This window comes from Streptococcus mutans (genome assembly GCF_006739205.1).
GTDB lineage: Bacteria > Bacillota > Bacilli > Lactobacillales > Streptococcaceae > Streptococcus > Streptococcus mutans.
Window position 1 is genome coordinate 956,428 of sequence record NZ_AP019720.1, and the last position, 19,350, is coordinate 975,777.

At 37.0% G+C, this 19,350-nt stretch carries 18 protein-coding genes; 15 read left to right on the forward strand and 3 right to left on the reverse strand.

Going from position 1 to position 19,350, the window contains the following annotated elements:
* Window positions 1-85 precede the first annotated feature (85 nt).
* From FNL60_RS04970 to FNL60_RS05035, 13 genes are all read left to right on the forward strand, one after another.
* The gene (locus FNL60_RS04970) at window positions 86-787 is read left to right on the forward strand and encodes an ABC transporter ATP-binding protein (RefSeq protein WP_002280140.1); all 702 of its coding nucleotides are present in this window, start codon (window positions 86-88) and stop codon (window positions 785-787) included.
* Between the two features lie 13 nt (window positions 788-800).
* A complete protein-coding gene (locus FNL60_RS04975; protein ID WP_002280141.1) occupies window positions 801-3,434 on the forward strand; it encodes an ABC transporter permease in 2,634 nt (877 codons plus the stop codon).
* A gap of 191 nt (window positions 3,435-3,625) precedes the next feature.
* The gene (locus FNL60_RS04980) at window positions 3,626-4,237 is read left to right on the forward strand and encodes a TetR/AcrR family transcriptional regulator (RefSeq protein ID WP_002280142.1); all 612 of its coding nucleotides are present in this window, start codon (window positions 3,626-3,628) and stop codon (window positions 4,235-4,237) included.
* Window positions 4,238-4,247: 10 nt separating this feature from the next.
* Window positions 4,248-6,020, forward strand: coding sequence for an ABC transporter ATP-binding protein (locus FNL60_RS04985; protein WP_002262184.1), 1,773 nt, complete (start codon window positions 4,248-4,250; stop codon window positions 6,018-6,020).
* Window positions 6,013-7,758 carry an ABC transporter ATP-binding protein gene (locus FNL60_RS04990; protein WP_002268174.1) on the forward strand — a complete coding sequence of 582 codons (1,746 nt, stop codon included), beginning with the start codon at window positions 6,013-6,015 and terminating at the stop codon, window positions 7,756-7,758. Before FNL60_RS04985 ends, FNL60_RS04990 begins: the two co-directional genes overlap by 8 nt.
* 276 nt (window positions 7,759-8,034) lie before the next feature.
* The gene (locus FNL60_RS05000; RefSeq protein WP_002270212.1) at window positions 8,035-8,826 is read left to right on the forward strand and encodes an abortive infection family protein; all 792 of its coding nucleotides are present in this window, start codon (window positions 8,035-8,037) and stop codon (window positions 8,824-8,826) included.
* Window positions 8,827-8,853: 27 nt separating this feature from the next.
* Window positions 8,854-9,876, forward strand: a complete 1,023-nt coding sequence (locus FNL60_RS05005) for a hypothetical protein (protein WP_002262187.1) — start codon at window positions 8,854-8,856, stop codon at window positions 9,874-9,876.
* Between the two features lie 42 nt (window positions 9,877-9,918).
* The gene (locus FNL60_RS05010) at window positions 9,919-10,083 is read left to right on the forward strand and encodes a hypothetical protein (protein ID WP_002262188.1); all 165 of its coding nucleotides are present in this window, start codon (window positions 9,919-9,921) and stop codon (window positions 10,081-10,083) included.
* A gap of 87 nt (window positions 10,084-10,170) precedes the next feature.
* On the forward strand, window positions 10,171-11,424 hold the full coding sequence (locus tag FNL60_RS05015) for a DUF2130 domain-containing protein (RefSeq protein ID WP_002269287.1): 1,254 nt from the start codon (window positions 10,171-10,173) through the stop codon (window positions 11,422-11,424).
* A gap of 21 nt (window positions 11,425-11,445) precedes the next feature.
* Window positions 11,446-11,880 (forward strand): hypothetical protein, encoded by a 435-nt coding sequence (locus FNL60_RS05020; RefSeq protein WP_002280143.1) that lies wholly within the window; start codon window positions 11,446-11,448, stop codon window positions 11,878-11,880.
* Window positions 11,881-11,978: 98 nt separating this feature from the next.
* Window positions 11,979-12,890 carry a hypothetical protein gene (locus tag FNL60_RS05025; protein ID WP_002280144.1) on the forward strand — a complete coding sequence of 304 codons (912 nt, stop codon included), beginning with the start codon at window positions 11,979-11,981 and terminating at the stop codon, window positions 12,888-12,890.
* Window positions 12,891-13,062: 172 nt separating this feature from the next.
* Complete coding sequence (locus tag FNL60_RS05030; protein ID WP_002262193.1) at window positions 13,063-13,296, forward strand: DUF1858 domain-containing protein; 234 nt, start codon at window positions 13,063-13,065, stop codon at window positions 13,294-13,296.
* Complete coding sequence (locus FNL60_RS05035; protein ID WP_002280145.1) at window positions 13,296-14,660, forward strand: DUF438 domain-containing protein; 1,365 nt, start codon at window positions 13,296-13,298, stop codon at window positions 14,658-14,660. The genes FNL60_RS05030 and FNL60_RS05035 overlap by 1 nt, the downstream gene beginning before the upstream one ends.
* Window positions 14,661-14,786: 126 nt before the next feature.
* On the opposite strand, the gene FNL60_RS05040 is transcribed toward FNL60_RS05035, so the two are convergent.
* The 3 genes from FNL60_RS05040 to FNL60_RS05050 are packed head-to-tail and all read right to left on the reverse strand — an operon-like array spanning window position 14,787 to window position 17,160.
* Window positions 14,787-15,515: an ABC transporter permease gene (locus tag FNL60_RS05040; RefSeq protein WP_002280146.1), complete on the reverse strand. Its 729-nt coding sequence runs from the start codon at window positions 15,513-15,515 to the stop codon at window positions 14,787-14,789.
* The gene (locus FNL60_RS05045; RefSeq protein ID WP_002280147.1) at window positions 15,512-16,252 is read right to left on the reverse strand and encodes an ABC transporter permease; all 741 of its coding nucleotides are present in this window, start codon (window positions 16,250-16,252) and stop codon (window positions 15,512-15,514) included. The genes FNL60_RS05040 and FNL60_RS05045 overlap by 4 nt, the downstream gene beginning before the upstream one ends.
* On the reverse strand, window positions 16,252-17,160 hold the full coding sequence (locus tag FNL60_RS05050; protein ID WP_002280148.1) for an ABC transporter ATP-binding protein: 909 nt from the start codon (window positions 17,158-17,160) through the stop codon (window positions 16,252-16,254). Before FNL60_RS05050 ends, FNL60_RS05045 begins: the two co-directional genes overlap by 1 nt.
* Before the next feature lie 174 nt (window positions 17,161-17,334).
* Between FNL60_RS05050 and FNL60_RS05060 the strand changes: the two genes are divergently transcribed.
* Both FNL60_RS05060 and FNL60_RS05065 read left to right on the forward strand, forming a co-directional pair.
* On the forward strand, window positions 17,335-18,024 hold the full coding sequence (locus FNL60_RS05060; RefSeq protein WP_002266795.1) for a response regulator transcription factor: 690 nt from the start codon (window positions 17,335-17,337) through the stop codon (window positions 18,022-18,024).
* Entirely contained in the window at window positions 18,025-19,332 is a 1,308-nt protein-coding gene (locus tag FNL60_RS05065; RefSeq protein WP_002280149.1) for a sensor histidine kinase, read from the forward strand.
* Window positions 19,333-19,350: the final 18 nt, after the last annotated feature.

Consider the following 19,350-nt stretch of genomic DNA (forward strand, 5'->3'; position numbering starts at 1 on the left):
ATATAATGATGCTTGTTTTTAACTTGCAATCATTATATACTAAAACAAAAGTTAAATCAACATATGTCTAGATAAGGGGGTTCTTATGGCTTATATTGAAATGAAACATTCTTATAAACGTTATCAGATGGGTGAAACCCAAATCATTGCCAATGATGATATTAGTTTTGAAATTGAAAAGGGGGAACTTGTTATCATTTTAGGTGCATCAGGTGCTGGAAAATCAACGGTTCTGAATATTTTGGGTGGAATGGACAATAATGATGAAGGTCAGATCGTGATTGATGGTGTCAATATTGCAGACTACAATCAAAAGCAGATGACCGCTTATCGCCGCAACGATGTTGGCTTTGTCTTCCAGTTTTATAATTTGGTACCTAATTTAACTGCTAAGGAAAATGTTGAATTGGCTTCGGAAATCGTTAGTCATGCTAAAAATGCAGAAGAGACCTTAAGAGAAGTAGGTTTGGGAGAGCGTTTAAATAACTTTCCTGCACAATTGTCTGGCGGCGAACAGCAACGAGTGTCCATTGCGCGTGCCCTTGCTAAAAATCCTAAATTACTTTTATGTGATGAACCAACAGGTGCTCTGGATTATCAGACTGGAAAGCAAATTCTTAAACTCTTACAAGATATGTCTCGCCAGAAGGACTCAACTGTTGTTATTGTAACCCATAATTCTGCCTTAGCACCACTAGCTAATAGAGTTATTTATCTGCATGACGCTAAGGTAAAAGATGTGAAAATCAATGATCAGCCTCAAGATATTAGAACTCTAGAATATTAAGGAGGTCTTCCTTATGAAAAAGAGAATCTATTGGAAAACGATTTATACGGCTTTGCTGCAATCTAAAGGACGTTTTATTTCCATCATGCTTTTGATGTTTCTAGGCTCCTTTACCTTTATTGGTTTGAAGGCAACTAAACCCAATATGCAAACTTTAGCAAGAAATTACCTGCAAACCCATAAAACGGCAGATTTGTTTGTCACAGCTAGCTCTGGTTTTAGTAAAGCCGATCAGACAGAACTGAATAATATCAAAAATGCCCAAATAGACTTTGGCCAAGTAACAGATATGACACTCGCAGGAAAAGATGACGCCATGCGTGTCTTTTCTAAGACTCAAACCCTCTCAACTTATCATGTGGAGTCAGGACGTTTACCCAAAAAGGCTGATGAAATTGCCTTAATTTCAACCTTGAAAAAAAACTATAAAATAGGAGATACTTTGACTTTTCAATCTTCTGAGAAATCTCTTTTAAAGAGAAGAAAGTTCAAAGTGGTTGGCTTTATCAATTCATCGGAAATATGGTCAACTTTAAACTTAGGCTCATCAACAGCAGGTGATGGGACGCTATCAAGTTATGCTCTGGTCACCTCATCAGCCTTTGCTAACAAGACCAATACCTTAGCGCGCATTCGTTACAATACCTTAAAAAATAGGAATCCTTTTTCTGATGATTACAGCTCAAAAGTTAGACGTTATCAAGATGACTTAGATAAATTGTTAGAAGATAATGGCAAGAATCGCTTAGCAGAGTTAAAGGAAGCACCACAGACAAAAGTTAATCAAAGTAAACAAGCCTTAGCAGCAGCTAAAAAACAATTGCAAGAAAAGGAAGCAGCAATCAATGGCTTGCCGGCTTATCAACAAGAGCGGGCGCAAGCCTCTCTTCAAGAAGCAAGTCAGCAACTTGCCCAGAAAGAAAAGCAAGTTAAAAGTGCTCAGGCTAAAATTGACGCTATAGTGGAGCCTACTTACAGTACTTATACACGCTCCACCATGTTAGGTGGTGAAGGCTATACGGTTTACAATTCTAATGCCAATAGTATGGGAAATCTTGGCAATATCTTTCCTATTGTCTTATATGCTGTTGCGGCTTTGGTCACCTTTACGACCATGACACGTTTTGTTGATGAAGAAAGAACTAATTCCGGTGTTTTCAAAGCTTTAGGCTATTCTAATCAAGATGTGATTCAAAAATTTCTCGTCTACGGCTTTGTGGCTAGTTTGATAGGAACAATTCTTGGCATTTTCGGTGGTCATTACCTTTTGGCAAGAATTGTTGCTCAGATTTTTACAGGTAAAATGACCCTTGGTAATCTTCATCTTGCTTTTTATTGGTCCTATAGTCTTATTGCCATTCTCTTAGGTCTTGTTAGTGCTGTCTTGCCAGCCTACTTAATTGCCAGACGAGAATTAAGTGAAAAACCTGCTCAATTATTACTTCCCAAGCCACCGATGAGAGGGGCAAAAATTTTCCTAGAGCGCTTGGGATTTATTTGGAATCATTTGAGTTTTACTCATAAGGTGACAACACGAAATATTTTTCGTTATAAACAGCGGATGCTGATGACCATCTTTGGTGTTGCAGGTTCCGTTGCTTTGCTCTTTGCAGGTCTTGGCATACAGTCTTCCCTAGGAACAGTCATTAAGGAGCAATTTACACAGTTAACACCTTATCATCTAGTAGTAAGCAAGAAAGATGGGACTGAGAATGATCAGGAATTGACAGATTTCTTGAAATCAAAAGAGGTCTCTAGCTATCAAAGCCTTTATTATACCCATGTCATGGAAGAAATTCCTCATATTAAGGACCGTCAGTCTATTGCCATTATGGTATCAGATAAAAAAGACTTTACGGATTTTGTCCATTTAAAAAATGTTGATTCTGTTCATTCGTTGACCTTGCCAAAAGAAGGCGTCCTAATTTCTGAAAAGTTAGCCCGCTTTTATAAGGTTAAGGCAGGCAATAGCTTTAAGTTCAAAGATAGTAAAGGTAAAAAGCGGCAGGTCAAAGTAGGAGCAGTGGTTAAGATGAATGCTGGGCATTATCTCTTCATGACCAAGTCTGCTTATCAAAAGATCTTTGCTGAAAAGCCAGATAATAATGCTTATTTCATCAATCTAAAGAATGATTCTGTTTCTCATATTAAAGATACAGCAACAAAGCTTTTAGCCATGACTAGTGTTGCTTCTGTTACGCAAAATACAGCGCGCATGAAGACCATCAAGACCATTGTGACATCGCTAAATGCTGCTATGACTGTCTTAGTTGTTATTACCATTCTCTTAGCTCTTGTTATTCTTTATAATTTAACCAATATCAATATTGCAGAACGTATTAGAGAACTCTCAACTATTAAAGTTCTCGGATTTTATAATAGAGAAGTAACACTCTATATCTATCGAGAAACGATTGTTCTCTCCTTGGTAGGAATTGCTTTTGGATTATTAGCAGGGCGCTACCTGCATCAATTTATTATGGAAATGATTGGTTCGGATAATGTTATGTTTGGCACAACTGTTGCTGGCACTGTTTATCTTATTCCTGTTTTCTTTATCCTGCTGATTTTGCTCATTTTGGGTTGGCTGATTAATCGCCGTCTGAAAAATCTCGATATGCTAGAAGCTTTGAAGTCAGTGGATTGATCTGGAAATGTTATAAACAGTATGATTTTACAGAAAAAAAGAATGGTTCCTTGTTTTGTAGTGCAAACAGTTTCTTAAGGCTGTTTGCATTATTATTTTGAATTTAAACTAAAAATAGTATTTAAAAAAAGTCGCACTTTTGTTATAATGGTATCAATATGATAACAGTGTTATCAAAAAGGAGATGATCCATGGTTAGAAAAGATGAAACCTTAAATTTGGAAATTTTAAATAGTGCCAAGAAAGAATTTCTAACATATGGCTATCAAGAAGCTTCTTTACGTCGGATTTGTAAAAATGCTGGTGTAACAACAGGAGCTCTCTATAAACGCTATTCAGGGAAAGAAGCTTTGTTTGGTACCCTTCTTGAACCTACTGTGCAAGCAATAGAGATGATGAAACAAGAGTATCTGCAAAATGATTATCAATTGTTAAGAGAAAATAGGCTATCACAAATGTGGAACAAATCTTTAGATGAATTGACTGACATCATGCAGTTCATCTATGACCACGAAGATAGCATGCGTTTATTACTCTTTAAATCTCATGGCTCAAAATTTGAGACTTTTCAGCAGCAAATGATTGAGGGGTTGACAGATAGTACTTATCATTATCTTGAGCAAGCTTATCAAGAAGGAAAAATTTCTCATATCCTTGACAAGTCTCAGCTTTGTTTAGCTATGACTGCCTATTACAAAGCTATTATCCAGCCTTTGGAGCAGGGGTGGTCTTATCAAGAAGCCCTCTTGGCTTGTCAAACTATTATTAAACTCTTTAATTGGTCTCACTTATTAGGCTTTTAGAGGAGGTAGTATGAAGAAAAAATCAACAATGGCTTGGATATCTGAGTTCATTGCACCCTATAGATTTCATTATATAGCAAGTGTGCTTTTAGCCTTTGCTTCCGTTATTTGTGGTTTTCTGCCTTATTTTTATATTGGACGGATTATTCGTGATTTGTTCAATGGTCTTAAAAATGGGCAGCTTTATTTACAAGCATGTCTGTGGATGGCTGTTTTTTGGTTGGCTTATGCCATTTGTCATGCTCTATCAACGGCTCTTTCGCATAGAGCTACTTTTATTGTTTTAGCGGACATTCGTTTTCGTTTAACAGAAAAATTAGCTAAGATTCCTTTAGGATCTGTCTTTGCGCAATCGTCTGGATCCTATAAAAATATTATCGTTGAGCGTGTGGATGAAGCTGAAACAACCCTAGCTCATATTATTCCAGAATTCACGGCGTCCTTATTTGGTCCTTTAATTGTTTTAATTTATATGATAAGATTGGATTGGCGTTTGACCCTTTTATCTCTTTTAACCTTGCCAATCGGCATTTTATTTTATGTCAATATGTTGCGTAAGAGTAAGGGAGATTTTGAAAATACAGTGGTTAAGACTAAGGCTTTAAATGATACAGCTGTTGAATATATCAATGGCATTGAAGTGATCAAGGTATTTGGAAAGGAAAAATTTTCCTATCAGAAATTTGTCACAGCAGCTAAAGAAGGAGCTGACTGTTTTATTGATTGGATGCGTAAGTGTCAATTTGATATGGCAGCAGTCATTGTTATCATGCCTTCGATCTTAGCTATCCTTTTACCTGTTGGTGCTTATTTTGTTTATAGTGGCAGTTTATCCCAAGACAATTTCATTTTACTAATGATTTTATCAATGGGATTGCTGACGCCTTTGATAACACTGGGAACTTATATGGATGACATTAGAAAAGTGGGGACCATTTTTGGTGAAATTACGGAAATTTTGGAACATCCTGATTTACAACGGCCACAAGAATTGGAGCAACCTTTACAAGGAAACGATATTCTTTTAGAAAAGGTTTCTTTTGCCTATGAAGAGGACAAGGATGTACTGCATGATATTTCTTTGACCATCAAATCTGGGACAGTCAATGCCTTGGTCGGTCCTTCGGGTTCTGGTAAATCCACTTTGGCCAAATTAATAGCTTCCTTTTGGGATGTTAGAACAGGCAGCATTTCTTTTGGCGGACTTGATATCAGAAAGATTCCACTGGAAGAATACAGTCGGCTGATCGCCTATGTTTCTCAGGACAATTTTCTCTTTAATGATAGTATTTTAGAGAATATTCGTTTGGGCAAGCCATCTGCCAGTGATGAAGAGGTTTACCAAGTTGCTAAAGATTGCGGTTGTTATGATTTTATCATGAATCTTGAAAATGGCTTTGCAACGCAGGTTGGTAGTTCTGGCAGCAGCCTGTCTGGCGGTGAACGCCAAAGAATAGCCATTGCCAGAGCCATGCTAAAGGATGCCCCTGTGGTTATTTTGGATGAAGCGACTGCTTATACCGATCCTGAAAATGAAGCTCTGGTACAATCAAGTATTGCACAATTAGTGAAAGACAAAACCTTGATTGTGATTGCCCATCGCCTCTCAACCATTGCTGATGCAGATCAGATTATTTTAGTAAATGAGGGACATATAGAAGCAATTGGCAAGCAAGAAGACTTACTCAAGTCAAGCGACCTCTATCAAAAGATGTGGCAGGCACATTTGTCGGTCAAAGATGCAGACCGTGATGAAAAGATAGGAGGCCTGGCTCATGCTTAGTATTTTAAAACGCTTTTTTGATTTTTGTACCGAAGAAGATCGTAAAAAATTTTATACTTCCCTTGTCCTAGGGCTTCTAAAAGCCATGATTGCAGCCATGCGAATTCCAGCCATTGCCCTTATTTTGAATGCTTTGATTATCAATAAACTGTCAATGACGGTTATTTGGCAGGCAACAGGTATCTTGTTGCTGTCTCTTGTGCTCAATATCTTTGTAACCTTAAAGATAACCATGCTGCAAACAGAAGGTGGCTATCATACTTGTGCACAAAAGCGCATCGAAATCGCTGAGCATATTCGTTATTTGCCTATGGGCTATTTCAATCAAAATAGCTTGGGAAAAATTACCAGCATTACAACCAATACTTTGGAAAGTTTATCCAATATTGCCACACGAGTGGTTATGGTAACGACACAAGGTTTCTTGACGACTGCTGTTATCACACTTTTTGTCCTTCTTTATGATTGGCGAATCGGTTTGATTCTAATCGCTGGCTTAGCCGTCTTTCTCCTGCCAAATGGTTTAATGCGCATGCAGGCTGGAGCTATAACGCCTATTAAGCAAAAAGCCGACACTGACTTGGTGGATGTTATTTTGGAATATGTCCAAGGTATCGCTGAAGTAAAAAGTTTCAACATTACCAAACAATCGGCTAAACGGTTGTCTCAAACAATTTTTGCCAAAAGAGATGCCGATATTAAAATGACCTTGGTCACTGTACCTTGGATTGCTGTTCAAAATATCATCACCAAATTAACAGGGGTTGCCATGTGTGGTGCAGCTATTTGGTTTTACTTGCAAGGCAGCATGGACTTGCTGATCTGTATGATGATGGTCATCAGTGCTTATATGGTTTACGAAAGCTTAGATGGCGTCAGCAGCTTTTCTTCCCTTTTAAGATCTGTTGATTTAGCAGTGGAATTGGTCCAAGAAGTTTTTGCCTTGCAACCAATGAACACCAAAGGACAAGATATTCAACCACAAACTAGTACTCTAGAACTTGATCAGATTACTTTTACTTATGAAAAACGTCCAATCATCGAAAATCTTTCCCTGACCATTCCTGAAAAAACACGAACAGCTATTATCGGCCCTTCGGGTTCTGGTAAAACGACCCTTTGTCATCTGATAGCACGCTTTTGGGACCTTGACAGTGGCAGCATTCGTTTAGATGGTCACCCATTGACAGACTATAGTTATGACAGCCTGATTCGCAACTTCAGTTTTGTTTTCCAAAATGTCTATCTTTTCGAAGATAGCATTGAAAATAATATCAAATTCGGACGGCAAGAAGCCAGCCATGAAGAAGTCGTTGCCGTGGCTAAAAAGGCTAGATGTCATGATTTCATTATGAACTTGCCAAATGGCTATGAAACCATTATTGGTGAAGCAGGCGCCAGCCTGTCCGGAGGCGAAAAACAAAGAATCTCCATTGCGCGTGCCATGATGAAGGATGCGCCAATTATTATTCTTGATGAAGCTACGGCCAATATAGACCCTGAAAACGAAGCAGAACTCATGACAGCCGTTGATGAATTAACACAAGATAAAACCATTATCATGATTGCCCACCGCCTGAAAACCGTTGAAAATGCGGATCAAATTGTTGTTCTTGACAAAGGACAAATTGTCCAACAAGGCAAGCATGCCCAATTAGCTCAACAAGCAGGCATTTATCGTGATTTCATCACAACAAGAAAAGAAGCCCTCTCATGGAAACTAGCAACAGAAAACTAGTTGCCAGAAGACATGAGTCGCTATCTAAACCAAAAGGAGAAAACTATGAAATAAGGTTTTCTCCTTTTTGCGAGCAAGCAAATGCAAAACGTTTTTAGATGTCAACTGATATTCGGTTGATTTTTTAAATAATGGGTTAATGTCGATTTATATTTGGGTAGCCTTTTTAAATGTCAACTAACGTTAATAGCATCAAAGCGCCAAACCCAGTGCTTTTTTGCCTTGATTGGGGTATAATAGGAGTGTTTGAAACTATTATGATATAGGGAGTATATAATGGAATACAAAATTTCCCCAGTTTACAGAATGAAATTATTAGAAAAAGTAGAAAAAGAAATTTGGAATCGGTATAAAAGTTATAAAGATGTTGAGCAGTATATGAAACTTAATCAGATATACGATGGGTTTGGGCAAGTTGATTTTGATATTTCTTATTTCAGTGAAGGGAAGAATAAGGAGAAAATTAACCTAATTGAAACATTAAGGGTGATTGCTAAAGATATACCAGATAAATTATTAAAAATGGCCATTGACTTAGGGATTGAAACACCGGACTACATTCCATCTATTCCTACTTTTCGAAATGAACTGAAAGCAGACTATAAAAATGCTTCGACAAGTTTTGAAAAAGCATTCCAAAATATAGAGGAAGACCCTGCTGAATCGGTAGGATATGCAAACTCGGTTCTTGAGAGCATTATCAAGGAAATTTTAAAAGATCAGAGATTTGATATTGATGCGACAAAATTAACAAATGGTAAATTAGTAAAAGCAATTTTAAAGGAATTTGGATTAAATCCTAATAGTCCTCAAATGCCTGATGAAATAAAGAGTATTGGAAGTTCTCTTACGACTGTTTCAAAAGCTATTGAGGATTTGCGGAGTGATAAGACATCATTTCATGGTCATGATTCGGAGAAGTATCTTATTGATGAACCTTTATATGCTTATTTTATTGTCAATGCCTGTGCAACTGTTGGGTTATTTTTGATAAATTTTTACGAAAAGAAATTTCCAAAAGAAGTAGAAAACATCAATAATGATGAAGGGAATGATTTGCCGTTTTGATAGTGCTTATGAATAAAAGAGGTAAATATGATATTTGACAGTCTTGAAAGTATATTTAATATTTTGGAAAAAATTAATGTTCGTAGGAAACATATTAAGATAGAGTCTATTAACATTACTGATGACAGGAGTAGTAAAGAATACGTTAAAACATTAGGTACTCCAAACGAGAATCATTATTCTAATTTAGTTCATAACATAGTCACTGTTCAAAATAATAGTGGCAAAACACAGGCTATTACAAGTGTTCAATTAAAAAATGTTCAACTTACTTCAAAATCGTTTCCGGTTATTCAATATGATGGTGGTTTTATAAATGACACCCAAGAGTTTTGCTTTATGTTAATTAATAACGGAAATAAAGCAGGACAGACAGCAGATTGTATGGTGAAATTTTACGCTACTGAACAGTCTCAAAAAAAGTATGAATTACTCTTAGAATATCCAATAGAAACACAGGAAATTGAGGAGGGACAAATTAAAGTTGTAGCTTTGGTTGACTATTTGAATAACTTTAAGCAATATTTTGAAGAGAATGATAATGTTAGAGGTATTAGGGTTGAAGTCATTAGAAATGAGAAAGTCTTATTTGACGATGGTCAAGGCTATAATAGAGAACAAGGAAGATTTGTGAAACCATTAGGAGGGACTGGAATTCCTATAAATCTTAACAAGACTCTGTTCAGAGTACCCAGAGGATTTAAATTTGAAAAAGAATTAATTCAAAAATGTCATCAGCCCTTAAATATTGGTACAAACACAATTGATTTTTACATTCTAACAGAAGAAACAGCTTCTTTAAACTATGAAGTTGAATTAATAAGTGGAAATAAACGTATCTGTCCTCCTCAAAATGAAGGTAAGATTAAACTTGATGTTTTTGTTCCTTGTTACAAAGTTTTGGATAATCATACTTATGGAAAATTTTATGAGGTACTTGAAAAACAGGGAATTAGGTGTGATGATATATTTACAGTAACAGATATGAAATTAATTAAGGAAGACCTAGTATATAATATATACGAACCATTGGAAAAGATGGATTGGTGAATCTAACAGTGCTGTATAGTTAATATTTTACATATCGAATTTATGTTGGAAGCTATTTTAGAGACCTTGCAGGAGTATTCGCTCAAGGAAGTGAGCGATAAAGAAGAAACAGTCTTTAAGCAGGTTCAGGAATATCTTGCTAGTCACGATTTTATTAAGGGTCAAAGATTTGCAAGGGCTGACAGCATTGAGTCCTGTCAATTCTAGACGTTACTTAACGAAGTTTACTCAGTTAGGTTTATTGGATTCTAAAGGCAGTAATAGGGATAGAAGGTATCAATAAAAGGAGAATTCATGAACGAAATCAAATGTCCGCACTGTGGGACAGTTTTTACCATTAATGAAACGGAATACAGTCAGCTTTTGGCTCAGGTGCGTGGTCAGGAGTTTGAAAGGGAGATTCATGAGCGCCTGCAGCGAGAAACGGCGCTTTTGGAGGAAAAATCCAAGAATGAATTGCAGGTTAATCTCAATGATAAGGACAAGGAGATTGCTGATTTACGGGCGCAATTAGATAAGTTATCCGATAAGAATGCGCTGGAACTTGCTAATGCCTTATCAGAGAAAGACAAGGAAGTGCAGAGTCTGCGAAATCAAGTGGATAAATTACGTTTGGAGCATGAGAATCAGCTGCAAAAAACAGTGGCTCAGATCGAAAAGGAACGTGATGAGGCTCAAAATCAATTGGTGGTGCAGGAAAAAGAATCTGAACTGTCCTTAGCTGCGGTGCGTAGCGATTACGAGGTCCAATTAAAGGCTGCCAATGAACAAGTTGAATTTTATAAAAATTTCAAGGCGCAGCAATCCACCAAGGCCATTGGTGAGAGTCTGGAAGTTTATGCGGAAAGTGAGTTCAACAAAGTTCGCTCTTATGCCTTTCCTAATGCTTATTTTGGCAAGGATAATGAGGTGTCATCTGCTTCTGGTTCCAAGGGGGACTTTATCTTTCGTGAAGCTGATGAGAATGGGGTTGAGATTCTTTCCATCATGTTTGAAATGAAAAACGAGGCTGACACGACTAAAACCAAGCATAAAAACAGTGACTTTTATAAGGAATTGGACAAGGACCGCAGGGAGAAGAAGTGCGAATATGCTGTTTTGGTGACCATGTTAGAGGCTGATAATGATTACTTTAATACAGGCATTGTTGATGTTAGCCATGAGTATGAGAAAATGTATGTGGTGCGGCCGCAGTTCTTTATTCAGTTGATTGGACTTTTGCGCAATGCTGCGCTCAATTCGCTCAAGTACAAGCAGGAGTTGGCTTTGGTCCGTGAACAAAACATTGATATTACGCACTTTGAAGATGATTTGGAAACCTTTAAAAATGCTTTTGCCAAAAACTACAATTCAGCTAGTAAAAATTTCCAAAAGGCCATTGATGAAATTGATAAGGCTATTAAGCGTATGGAAGCTGTTAAGACCGCTTTAACCACTAGTGAAAATCAACTGCGCCTAGCCAACAATAAACTGGATGATGTCTCTGTCAAAAAACTAACCCGAAAAAATCCAACAATGAAGGCCAAGTTTGAAGCTTTGAAGGAATAAAGCAAATTGGAGGTCAAAGAGATGACGAAAAAACATTTTCTTGCTCTACAGGTCTTGCTTTTGATTTGGTTTTTTCTGGATATGATTGGTCTTTCCGTCGGGAAGCATTATTTAGTGACGCAATCCTATCATGAAGATGGCATCTTTTTTCTCATTTACCTTTTTACAGTTCTCCTGTTTGTGATAAATGACAATATCGGAAAGTGGTTGGTTGCTACTTGCGTCTTCTTATGGGGAATAGTTCAGTTTCTTAGTCATGAATGGTATACCTTCTTTAATAGTGGTTTTATGGGAACTACAGCAGGGAAAATAAGGTATTTTGAGTATAGTCTACACTGGCTAAAAATGAATGGACGATATATTCCTGATGTTTATCACACCATCTTACATCTTTTGATTGTATTGGTTCTAATCAGCTCTGTTTTTTATATCAAACATCCAAATAAGGAAAAATAAATAATGTTTTTCAAAGTGTGAGTGATGCAAAAGCTTATAGTGGTAATAAGTCTCAAAAGGAAATTATTATCATGTGACTTGTCATTTGAGGAAAAGCAATGAAAAGAAAAATTCAAATGTTATTAATAAGTTTGCTTTGTTTATCTATCCTTGTGTTTATTGGGATTTTTGTCAGCAAAGTGAGACTAACGAAGACAACATTAAAGAAAGATACGCAGCTCTATGGTGTCACAATAGATGATTCTTGGTATGATAGGACCAAAATGACTGATATTATTGCAGCACTGAAAGCTATGCCTGTCAAGCCAACGGTCAGAATTGTTATGTCAAAAGATAGCTCTCCAAAATCTTATGTTAATTTGTTCCGAAAGCTTCATAAGGTAGCTTATGTTATGGCCTGTCCAGTTGATTCCTATGAGATGAACTTATATAAGGATGTCAATAGTTATCGAAAGCGTTTTACGGATGCCTATCACTATTTGTCATCTTATACGGATATTTGGGAAATTGGCAATGAAGTTAACGGTACTGACTGGATAAAGCAGAAGAATACCTTGATTACCCAGAAATTAAAGGCAGTTTACCAAACAATCTCTTCTGCCGGTGGCAAGACTGCTTTGACCTTTTATTATGAAAATCCTAAGTATGACCACGATATGATAGCTTGGATTAAGAAAAATATTCCAGTTATGTTGCGTTCTAGGGTTGACTATGGTTTTATCAGTTACTATGAAGATGATAATGAAGGTTATCAGCCAGATTGGCAGAGTATTTTTAATCAACTACAGAATCTGTTTCCAAATTCAAATGTCGGTATGGGGGAATGTGGTAATACAGCAGATAATGCGACCGAAAACAGTAAGATTGCGATGGCAAAGAGGTATTATACTATGCCTAAATATACCAAACATTATGTTGGTGGCTATTTCTGGTGGGAATGGGTGCAAGATTGTGTGCCACATGAAAATAATCCCATTTATGATGCCATTAACAAGAGTTTGAAAAAGTAATAGTTTTAGAAAAGAGCCACCTTGGTTCTTTTGTATCTCCCAAGAATACCTTTGTTATAAAAGATCCAACAAACGATTGAGAAACAAATGATGAAAACGGTAAAAATTAGTATTTTCTGGCTTTTTCGCCAGTTTCCGTTATAATAAAGTTATCAATATATGAGGTATTCTTATGAATAATACAATAGATTTATCAAAACCAGTTGCACAAACGATCAAAGAACATCCCGAAGTTAAGGATATTCTGGTGGAGCTGGGCTTTAAACCTTTGGCAAATCCTGCCATGCTCAATACAGTCGGTAAAGTCACGACCTTGTTGGCTGGCTCTAAAATGGCACGAATTCCTTTGGAAAAGATTAAACAAACTCTAGAATTCAATGGCTATGAAGTGATTGGAGACGAATGATGGCAGATGAAAGAATTGAAGTTTTAAAAGACATTTTATTGGAACTCCATCATGGTGCCAGCGCAGAGTCTGTTCAAGAACGTTTTAATCAGCATTTTAAGGGCGTTTCCGCTATTGAGATTTCCATGATGGAGCATGAACTTATGAATGCTGACACAGGCATTACCTTTGAAGATGTTATGGGACTTTGCAATGTTCATGCCAATCTTTTTAAAGGTGCTATTGCCGATGTTGATGTGCCAGATGCTGAGCAGGAAGGGCATCCTGTCAAGGTTTTCAAGGATGAGAATTTGGCTTTACGCGCAGCTATTATGCGTATCCGCCGCATTATTGAAAATTATACTAAACCCGAAAATGAGGACTTTCGTCAGGAAATTCTGAAAGGGCTTAAGCATCAATTTGATTTACTGGGACAATTTCATCATCATTATACTCGCAAGGAAAAACTCTTTTTCCCAATTATGGAATGCTATGGGCATGATTCACCACCTAAGGTGATGTGGGGTGTTGATGATGATATTCGTGATCTTTTCAAAGATGCCAAAGCGACTTTAGCTAAATTGCCTGATGGCTCTATTGAAGAACTTTCTCAAAAATTTGAAGCCTTTGCCAAGGAATTTGAAGAGATGATTTTCAAGGAAGAAGCTATTCTCCTTATGATTCTCTTGGAATCTTTCACTCAGGACGATTGGCTGCAGATTGCTAGCGAGAGTGACGCTTACGGTTATGCCATTCTCAAGCCGACTGAAAAATGGATTCCTCACCGTGAGTCTTTTGATAATGAAGCTGACGCGGACACTTCTGACAACCAACTGGCTGATGCTCTAAATCAAGTGCAAGATGACAATTCATCTGAGGGGACCAATACAAAAGTCATCAACACACCCGAAGGTCAATTTACTATCACTTTTAAACCGAAGGAAAAAGAAGCAGCAGCAGATCGTACGACCCAACAGCCTTTTGGTAACGGTTATCTATCGGTAGAACAGGCTAATCTTATTCTCAATCATCTGCCACTGGAAATTACCTTTGTCAATAAAGATGATATTTTCCAATATTATAATGACAGTGTTCCTGCAGCAGAAATGGTTTTTAAACGCACACCAAGCCAAGTTGGACGCAATGTGGAGCTTTGCCATCCGCCAAAAGTCTTGGATAAGGTTAGGAAGGTTTTTGAACTCCTACGCAGCGGTCAGCGCGATAAGGTTGACATGTGGTTTCAATCTGAACGCCTAGGCAAATTTGTCTATGTGACCTATGCAGCTGTCCGTGACCAAGCAGGAGACTTTCAAGGTGTCCTCGAATATGTACAAGACATCAAACCATTCTTTGAACTAGATAGTGAGTTCAATCGAGATATATAGGTGAAACGATAAAAAGCCTAGGATCATATGGTATGTCTCCCAGTTGTTGGATGCTTGTTCAACAATTGGAAGATATATCATTATGCTCTAGACTTTTTTTGTTTTATTGTTATGAAGTAAGACCAATCAGATAAATCTCTTTTTAAGCTGACTGACTGCTAAGCCATAAAAGAGAATAATGTAGATGACATTAAGTCCTAGAAACAAGGATAATTCTGACAGGGTAAAAGGTACTAAGGCGCGAGCTCGAAGACCTACAGCAACTTGTGTGTATGGAAAGATTGTAAATAGACTGTTCCCAATAAAGAGGGTCATGAGCCCAGCCATTGCCAAAATAGCAGAGATGAGAATAGGTACTGCAAAGTTTTTCAGGCGAATATTGATAAAAATTTGAATGGTAACAATAGTAATAGTCGCCAGCCAGCCTGTAATAGACCAGAGCAAAAAGTCTGGCAGAAAACCTACAAAAGATACTTTCAAAAGGGCAGCGCTAAGCACGTAAAAGAATAGCAGCAATAATTGACTGATGGCCATAACCACCGATAAGCTGGCGATTTTTGTTAAAATGATGCAATTAGGTTTGATAGGAATGGTTAAGAGCCGCTGCCAGTTTTTATTATTTTCTTCGAATTGACAGCTGATGGAACATATGGTTCCAATGAGGATAGGGGTGAAAATTTGTGAGGCATAGAAAACCGTTTGTCCCCAGAGGATAGAAGCTTCTGTTCCATCAACAAGGTAGTTGCGATTGAGGGCAAACATCATTGTTCCTAATAAGGTTCCGACAAGATTGAAAAAGATGAGAATTATCGGAATGGCGCTTTTCCTGATTTTTTTAAATTCAAATATTATCATAATAAATCCGCCTTTCCGATAAGTTTTTTACTGACAAAAATAGCTAAAAGAATGATAAGCAGCAGAGCCACTAGTTTTAAGGGATAGCTACTATCATATTGGAAAAGGTAAGTATGAGCCCCTGTTATCCGCTTAGCGATTCCCATCATAGAGAAATATTGCCAAGGAACAAAGAAACGAATAGGTAGGGGTAGAGCACTGATACCGACAAATGATAGGAAGGATCCAATTAGACCTGTCACCACGGTCACACTTGCTTTTTGGTAGATAAAAGCCAAGCAAAGATGAAGGCAAGATAAGAAAATACAGACTAAAAAAGTTGTCAGCAAAGAGAGACTTAATTGAGCAGGTGTTACCTTGACTTGCGTAGCTTGAATGATGAATTTTAAGAAGATGGTTTGTAGCCAACTGACCACAAAGGCAAAAATGGTCATCAAGATTAGTTTAGCCTTAAAAAGTTGCCAAGGGCTTTCATTGCTGGTTTGCAACAGCTTAAAAGTCTTACCCAAGTGTTCCATTTCCAGTAGTCTAGATGCCAAAACAGAAATAAAAAGTGGTAGGATAAGGTCGTTTATGTAGGCCATGTCAAAGATGGCATTGTAGGCTTCATGTGTATTAGCCAGCTCATGATTGATAACAACACTGATCCAGACTAATTCCACGATAATAATGACAATCAAGGACAGCAGGAAAGAGCGTCTTTTTAATTTAGTAAATTCTAAGCCTAAATTGAGCATTACAAGATACCTCCTTCTCGTCCTGTCATATCAAGGAAGACCTCTTCCAGTGATTTACGCACCATGCGGACTTGGTAAATATCAATGTCATTTGCCACTAAAACTTTAACAGCCGCTGCGATATTAGCTTTGTTGTAATCTTTAAGTACTATGCTCTGATTTTCTTCTAGCTCAAAACCTTTTCGCATCAATAGCTGTTCAGCGAGTGCATCATCACTGGTCTCAAAAAGGTATTTTTCATCTTCTTCCAACTCAGTAAGTTGTCCTTCAAAAAGTAGTTTCCCTTTGTTAATAATACCAACAGTGGTAGCCATCTGTTCAATCTCCGACAAGATGTGACTGGAAATAATGACGGTCATGTCATATTTTTGAGGTAAGGATTTAATCAGTTCACGGATTTCCTGAATACCAGCAGGATCTAGTCCGTTGGTTGGCTCATCTAAAATCAGTAATTTAGGGAATTTTATAATGGCTAAGGCAATGCCTAAACGTTGCTTCATCCCTAGTGAATAGTTTTTAACCAGCTTATCTTTTTGCTCGTAAAGCTTAACAATTTTCAAAACCTTATCAATATTTTCCTTGGGTAATTTAAGCAAACGTTGAATAATCTCTAGATTTTCATAACCGGTCAAATTAGCATAGTAGGATGGCTCTTCAATGAGAGATCCTACACTTGAAAGCAGTGCAATTTGATTGCTGTCAAAATTTTTGTCAAAGAGTCTAATAGAGCCATGCGTTGGTTGCAGCAGCCCTAAAAGCATTTTCATAGCCGTGCTTTTGCCAGCACCGTTGGGTCCTAAAAAACCGTAAATTTCATTTTTTCTAACATGAATTGAAAGCTGATTAACAGCTGCCTCACCTGAAAAATCCTTGCTTAATTGCTTGGTTTCAATGATGTAATTGTTCATTTTGCTTCTCCTTTAAATCGTTTAGTGTCCTGTCATTCCCTTCTTAACACTTTTCATTATAGTGAAACTTCTTTATCTCAACTTACTCTCTTCCTTAATTCTTTCTTAATTTTTGCTTTGAAGCCCTTGGATCAGAAAAACGATATGTTATACTAATTTTATCGAGGTAACATCATGAATTATAAAGAGAAAAAAATCTTAATTTTAGATGATAATCCAGAAATTTTAGAAATGGTGCAAGAGTCTTTAAACATTGCTGGTTTTAACAACCTAACAAGCGTGCAATCAAAAAAAGAGGCCTTGGAGCAACTTGGCAAAAGATCCTTTGATTTGGCCATTTTAGACATTATGCTGCCTGATGGTTCGGGTTTTGAGGTACTAAGAGAAATTCGGAAAACTTCTACTATGCCAGTACTCTTTTTGTCTGCGGTATCCGACATTGAAAAGCAATACCAAGGTTTTGAGTTGGGAGCGGACGACTACATCGTCAAACCTTTTCGTCCTAAGGAATTGGAGTTGCGAATCCTTTCTATTTTAAAAAGAGCCTATCCTGAAAAGGACGATACCCTTATTTTACCTACTTGTCAGGTCAACTTTAGTCAAGCTTTGATTACCAAAGGAGAATTGGAAATTCAGCTGACAGCTAAGGAATACAGTATTCTTAAAGTTTTATATAACAATCAAAATCGCATTGTTACCTTTGATCAACTCTTAGAAAAAGTTTGGGGTCTGCAATATCAAGGCTATGAAAATACTATGATGGCGCATATTCGCAAGATCAGGCAAAAGATTGAAGCCAATCCTTCTAAGCCAGAATGTTTACTGACAGTTAAGGGCTTGGGTTACAAACTAAAGGTGAGTTAAATGGATACCGTTAAATTTTTTACGAAGTTATTGACCAAGTATGTTCTATTAGTATTTGCCTTAATTGTAGGAGTTATTTTTGTTTATGGCTTGGTTTTCTTAACCTATCTTAATTATTATGGAAAGGAAAAACCAGAGCTAGTTTACACCAAAATCGCTCAATCGAGTCAACAAGATGCGTTCAATATTAGTAAAAGAAGTCAAAAAGAAATGGATAAACAAAAGACTTGGGCTATGGTATTAAATCAAGATGGTCAGATCGTCCAATCTTATCGTTTACCTCAACAGCTCAAAAGACATTATACCAATGCTGATATGGTGAAATTTTCGCGCTGGTATTTAGATGATTATCCTGTTTTTTCCTATGTACGTGGTCAGCAGATTTTAGTTTTTGGCTATCCCAAAAAGTATTCCCTAGCAAAGTTTAATTTTTATCTGAATACGCAATTTATTAAGAATTTTCTTCATTTAGGGTTTGTTTTCTTAGGCATCATCTTTTTATTTATCTTTGTTCTTTTTAGCCGTTCAAAGCTGCGCATTAAAAAGGAAATAGAGCCGATTGTCTCTGCGCTCACTTTCCTGTCGCAAGGTCAAAGTGCTGCTCTTAATGAAAAAGGCAATCTTTCTGAAATTAAGACAGCTCTCAATGAAACTTCTCATATTTTAGAAGAAAGTAATATGATGAAAGAACAGTGGATTAGAGGAGTCAGTCACGATTTGCGCAACCCGCTGATGCTGATTTCAGGCTACACCAGTCAATTGGAACAACAATATGGTCATGGAAAGCAAATGGAGCAGATTGAAAATCAGATTCAAAATATGAAAGAAATGATTTCTAATCTCAATTTGAGCTACCTGTTGGATAATCAAAAGCGTCATTCCAAATTTTCAAGCCTTGATTTAGCTGTTGTTCTGCGATCCGTAATTGCTGATATTCTAAATAATTATGAAACAGTTATACTTCATTTTGATTTACCTGCAGAGGCGGTATTGGTAAAGGGTGATGCCACTTTATTAGAAAGGGCTTTTAGAAATCTTCTGCTCAATAGTATTAGGCATAGTGGCTCTAATCAGATCGATTTGACTTATCAATTATTTGATAATAAAGTGATTATTATCATTGCAGATAAAGGAACTATTACAGCTCAGAAAATTGTAGAACTAAATCAAAAATCAACTAATTATGAGTCGCATGGCATGGGCACCGTTATCACTAAGCAAATCATAAAACTTCATCAAGGTGAGACTGTCTTTTCAGATAATCATCCAGGTTTGAAAGTGACGATTGTTTTGCCCTGTAACGGATGAATTTTAATTGGAGCATTT

Excerpts from the sequence above, each read along its gene's own strand:
- FNL60_RS04970 (WP_002280140.1), top strand. The coding sequence starts at position 86 with ATGGCTTATATTGAAATGAAACATTCTTATAAACGTTATCAGATGGGT.
- FNL60_RS04975 (WP_002280141.1), top strand. The coding sequence starts at position 801 with ATGAAAAAGAGAATCTATTGGAAAACGATTTATACGGCTTTGCTGCAA.
- FNL60_RS04980 (WP_002280142.1), top strand. The coding sequence starts at position 3,626 with ATGGTTAGAAAAGATGAAACCTTAAATTTGGAAATTTTAAATAGTGCC.
- FNL60_RS04985 (WP_002262184.1), top strand. The coding sequence starts at position 4,248 with ATGAAGAAAAAATCAACAATGGCTTGGATATCTGAGTTCATTGCACCC.
- FNL60_RS04990 (WP_002268174.1), top strand. The coding sequence starts at position 6,013 with ATGCTTAGTATTTTAAAACGCTTTTTTGATTTTTGTACCGAAGAAGAT.
- FNL60_RS05000 (WP_002270212.1), top strand. The coding sequence starts at position 8,035 with ATGGAATACAAAATTTCCCCAGTTTACAGAATGAAATTATTAGAAAAA.
- FNL60_RS05005 (WP_002262187.1), top strand. The coding sequence starts at position 8,854 with ATGATATTTGACAGTCTTGAAAGTATATTTAATATTTTGGAAAAAATT.
- FNL60_RS05010 (WP_002262188.1), top strand. The coding sequence starts at position 9,919 with ATGTTGGAAGCTATTTTAGAGACCTTGCAGGAGTATTCGCTCAAGGAA.
- FNL60_RS05015 (WP_002269287.1), top strand. The coding sequence starts at position 10,171 with ATGAACGAAATCAAATGTCCGCACTGTGGGACAGTTTTTACCATTAAT.
- FNL60_RS05020 (WP_002280143.1), top strand. The coding sequence starts at position 11,446 with ATGACGAAAAAACATTTTCTTGCTCTACAGGTCTTGCTTTTGATTTGG.
- FNL60_RS05025 (WP_002280144.1), top strand. The coding sequence starts at position 11,979 with ATGAAAAGAAAAATTCAAATGTTATTAATAAGTTTGCTTTGTTTATCT.
- FNL60_RS05030 (WP_002262193.1), top strand. The coding sequence starts at position 13,063 with ATGAATAATACAATAGATTTATCAAAACCAGTTGCACAAACGATCAAA.
- FNL60_RS05035 (WP_002280145.1), top strand. The coding sequence starts at position 13,296 with ATGGCAGATGAAAGAATTGAAGTTTTAAAAGACATTTTATTGGAACTC.
- FNL60_RS05040 (WP_002280146.1), bottom strand. The coding sequence starts at position 15,515 with ATGATAATATTTGAATTTAAAAAAATCAGGAAAAGCGCCATTCCGATA.
- FNL60_RS05045 (WP_002280147.1), bottom strand. The coding sequence starts at position 16,252 with ATGCTCAATTTAGGCTTAGAATTTACTAAATTAAAAAGACGCTCTTTC.
- FNL60_RS05050 (WP_002280148.1), bottom strand. The coding sequence starts at position 17,160 with ATGAACAATTACATCATTGAAACCAAGCAATTAAGCAAGGATTTTTCA.
- FNL60_RS05060 (WP_002266795.1), top strand. The coding sequence starts at position 17,335 with ATGAATTATAAAGAGAAAAAAATCTTAATTTTAGATGATAATCCAGAA.
- FNL60_RS05065 (WP_002280149.1), top strand. The coding sequence starts at position 18,025 with ATGGATACCGTTAAATTTTTTACGAAGTTATTGACCAAGTATGTTCTA.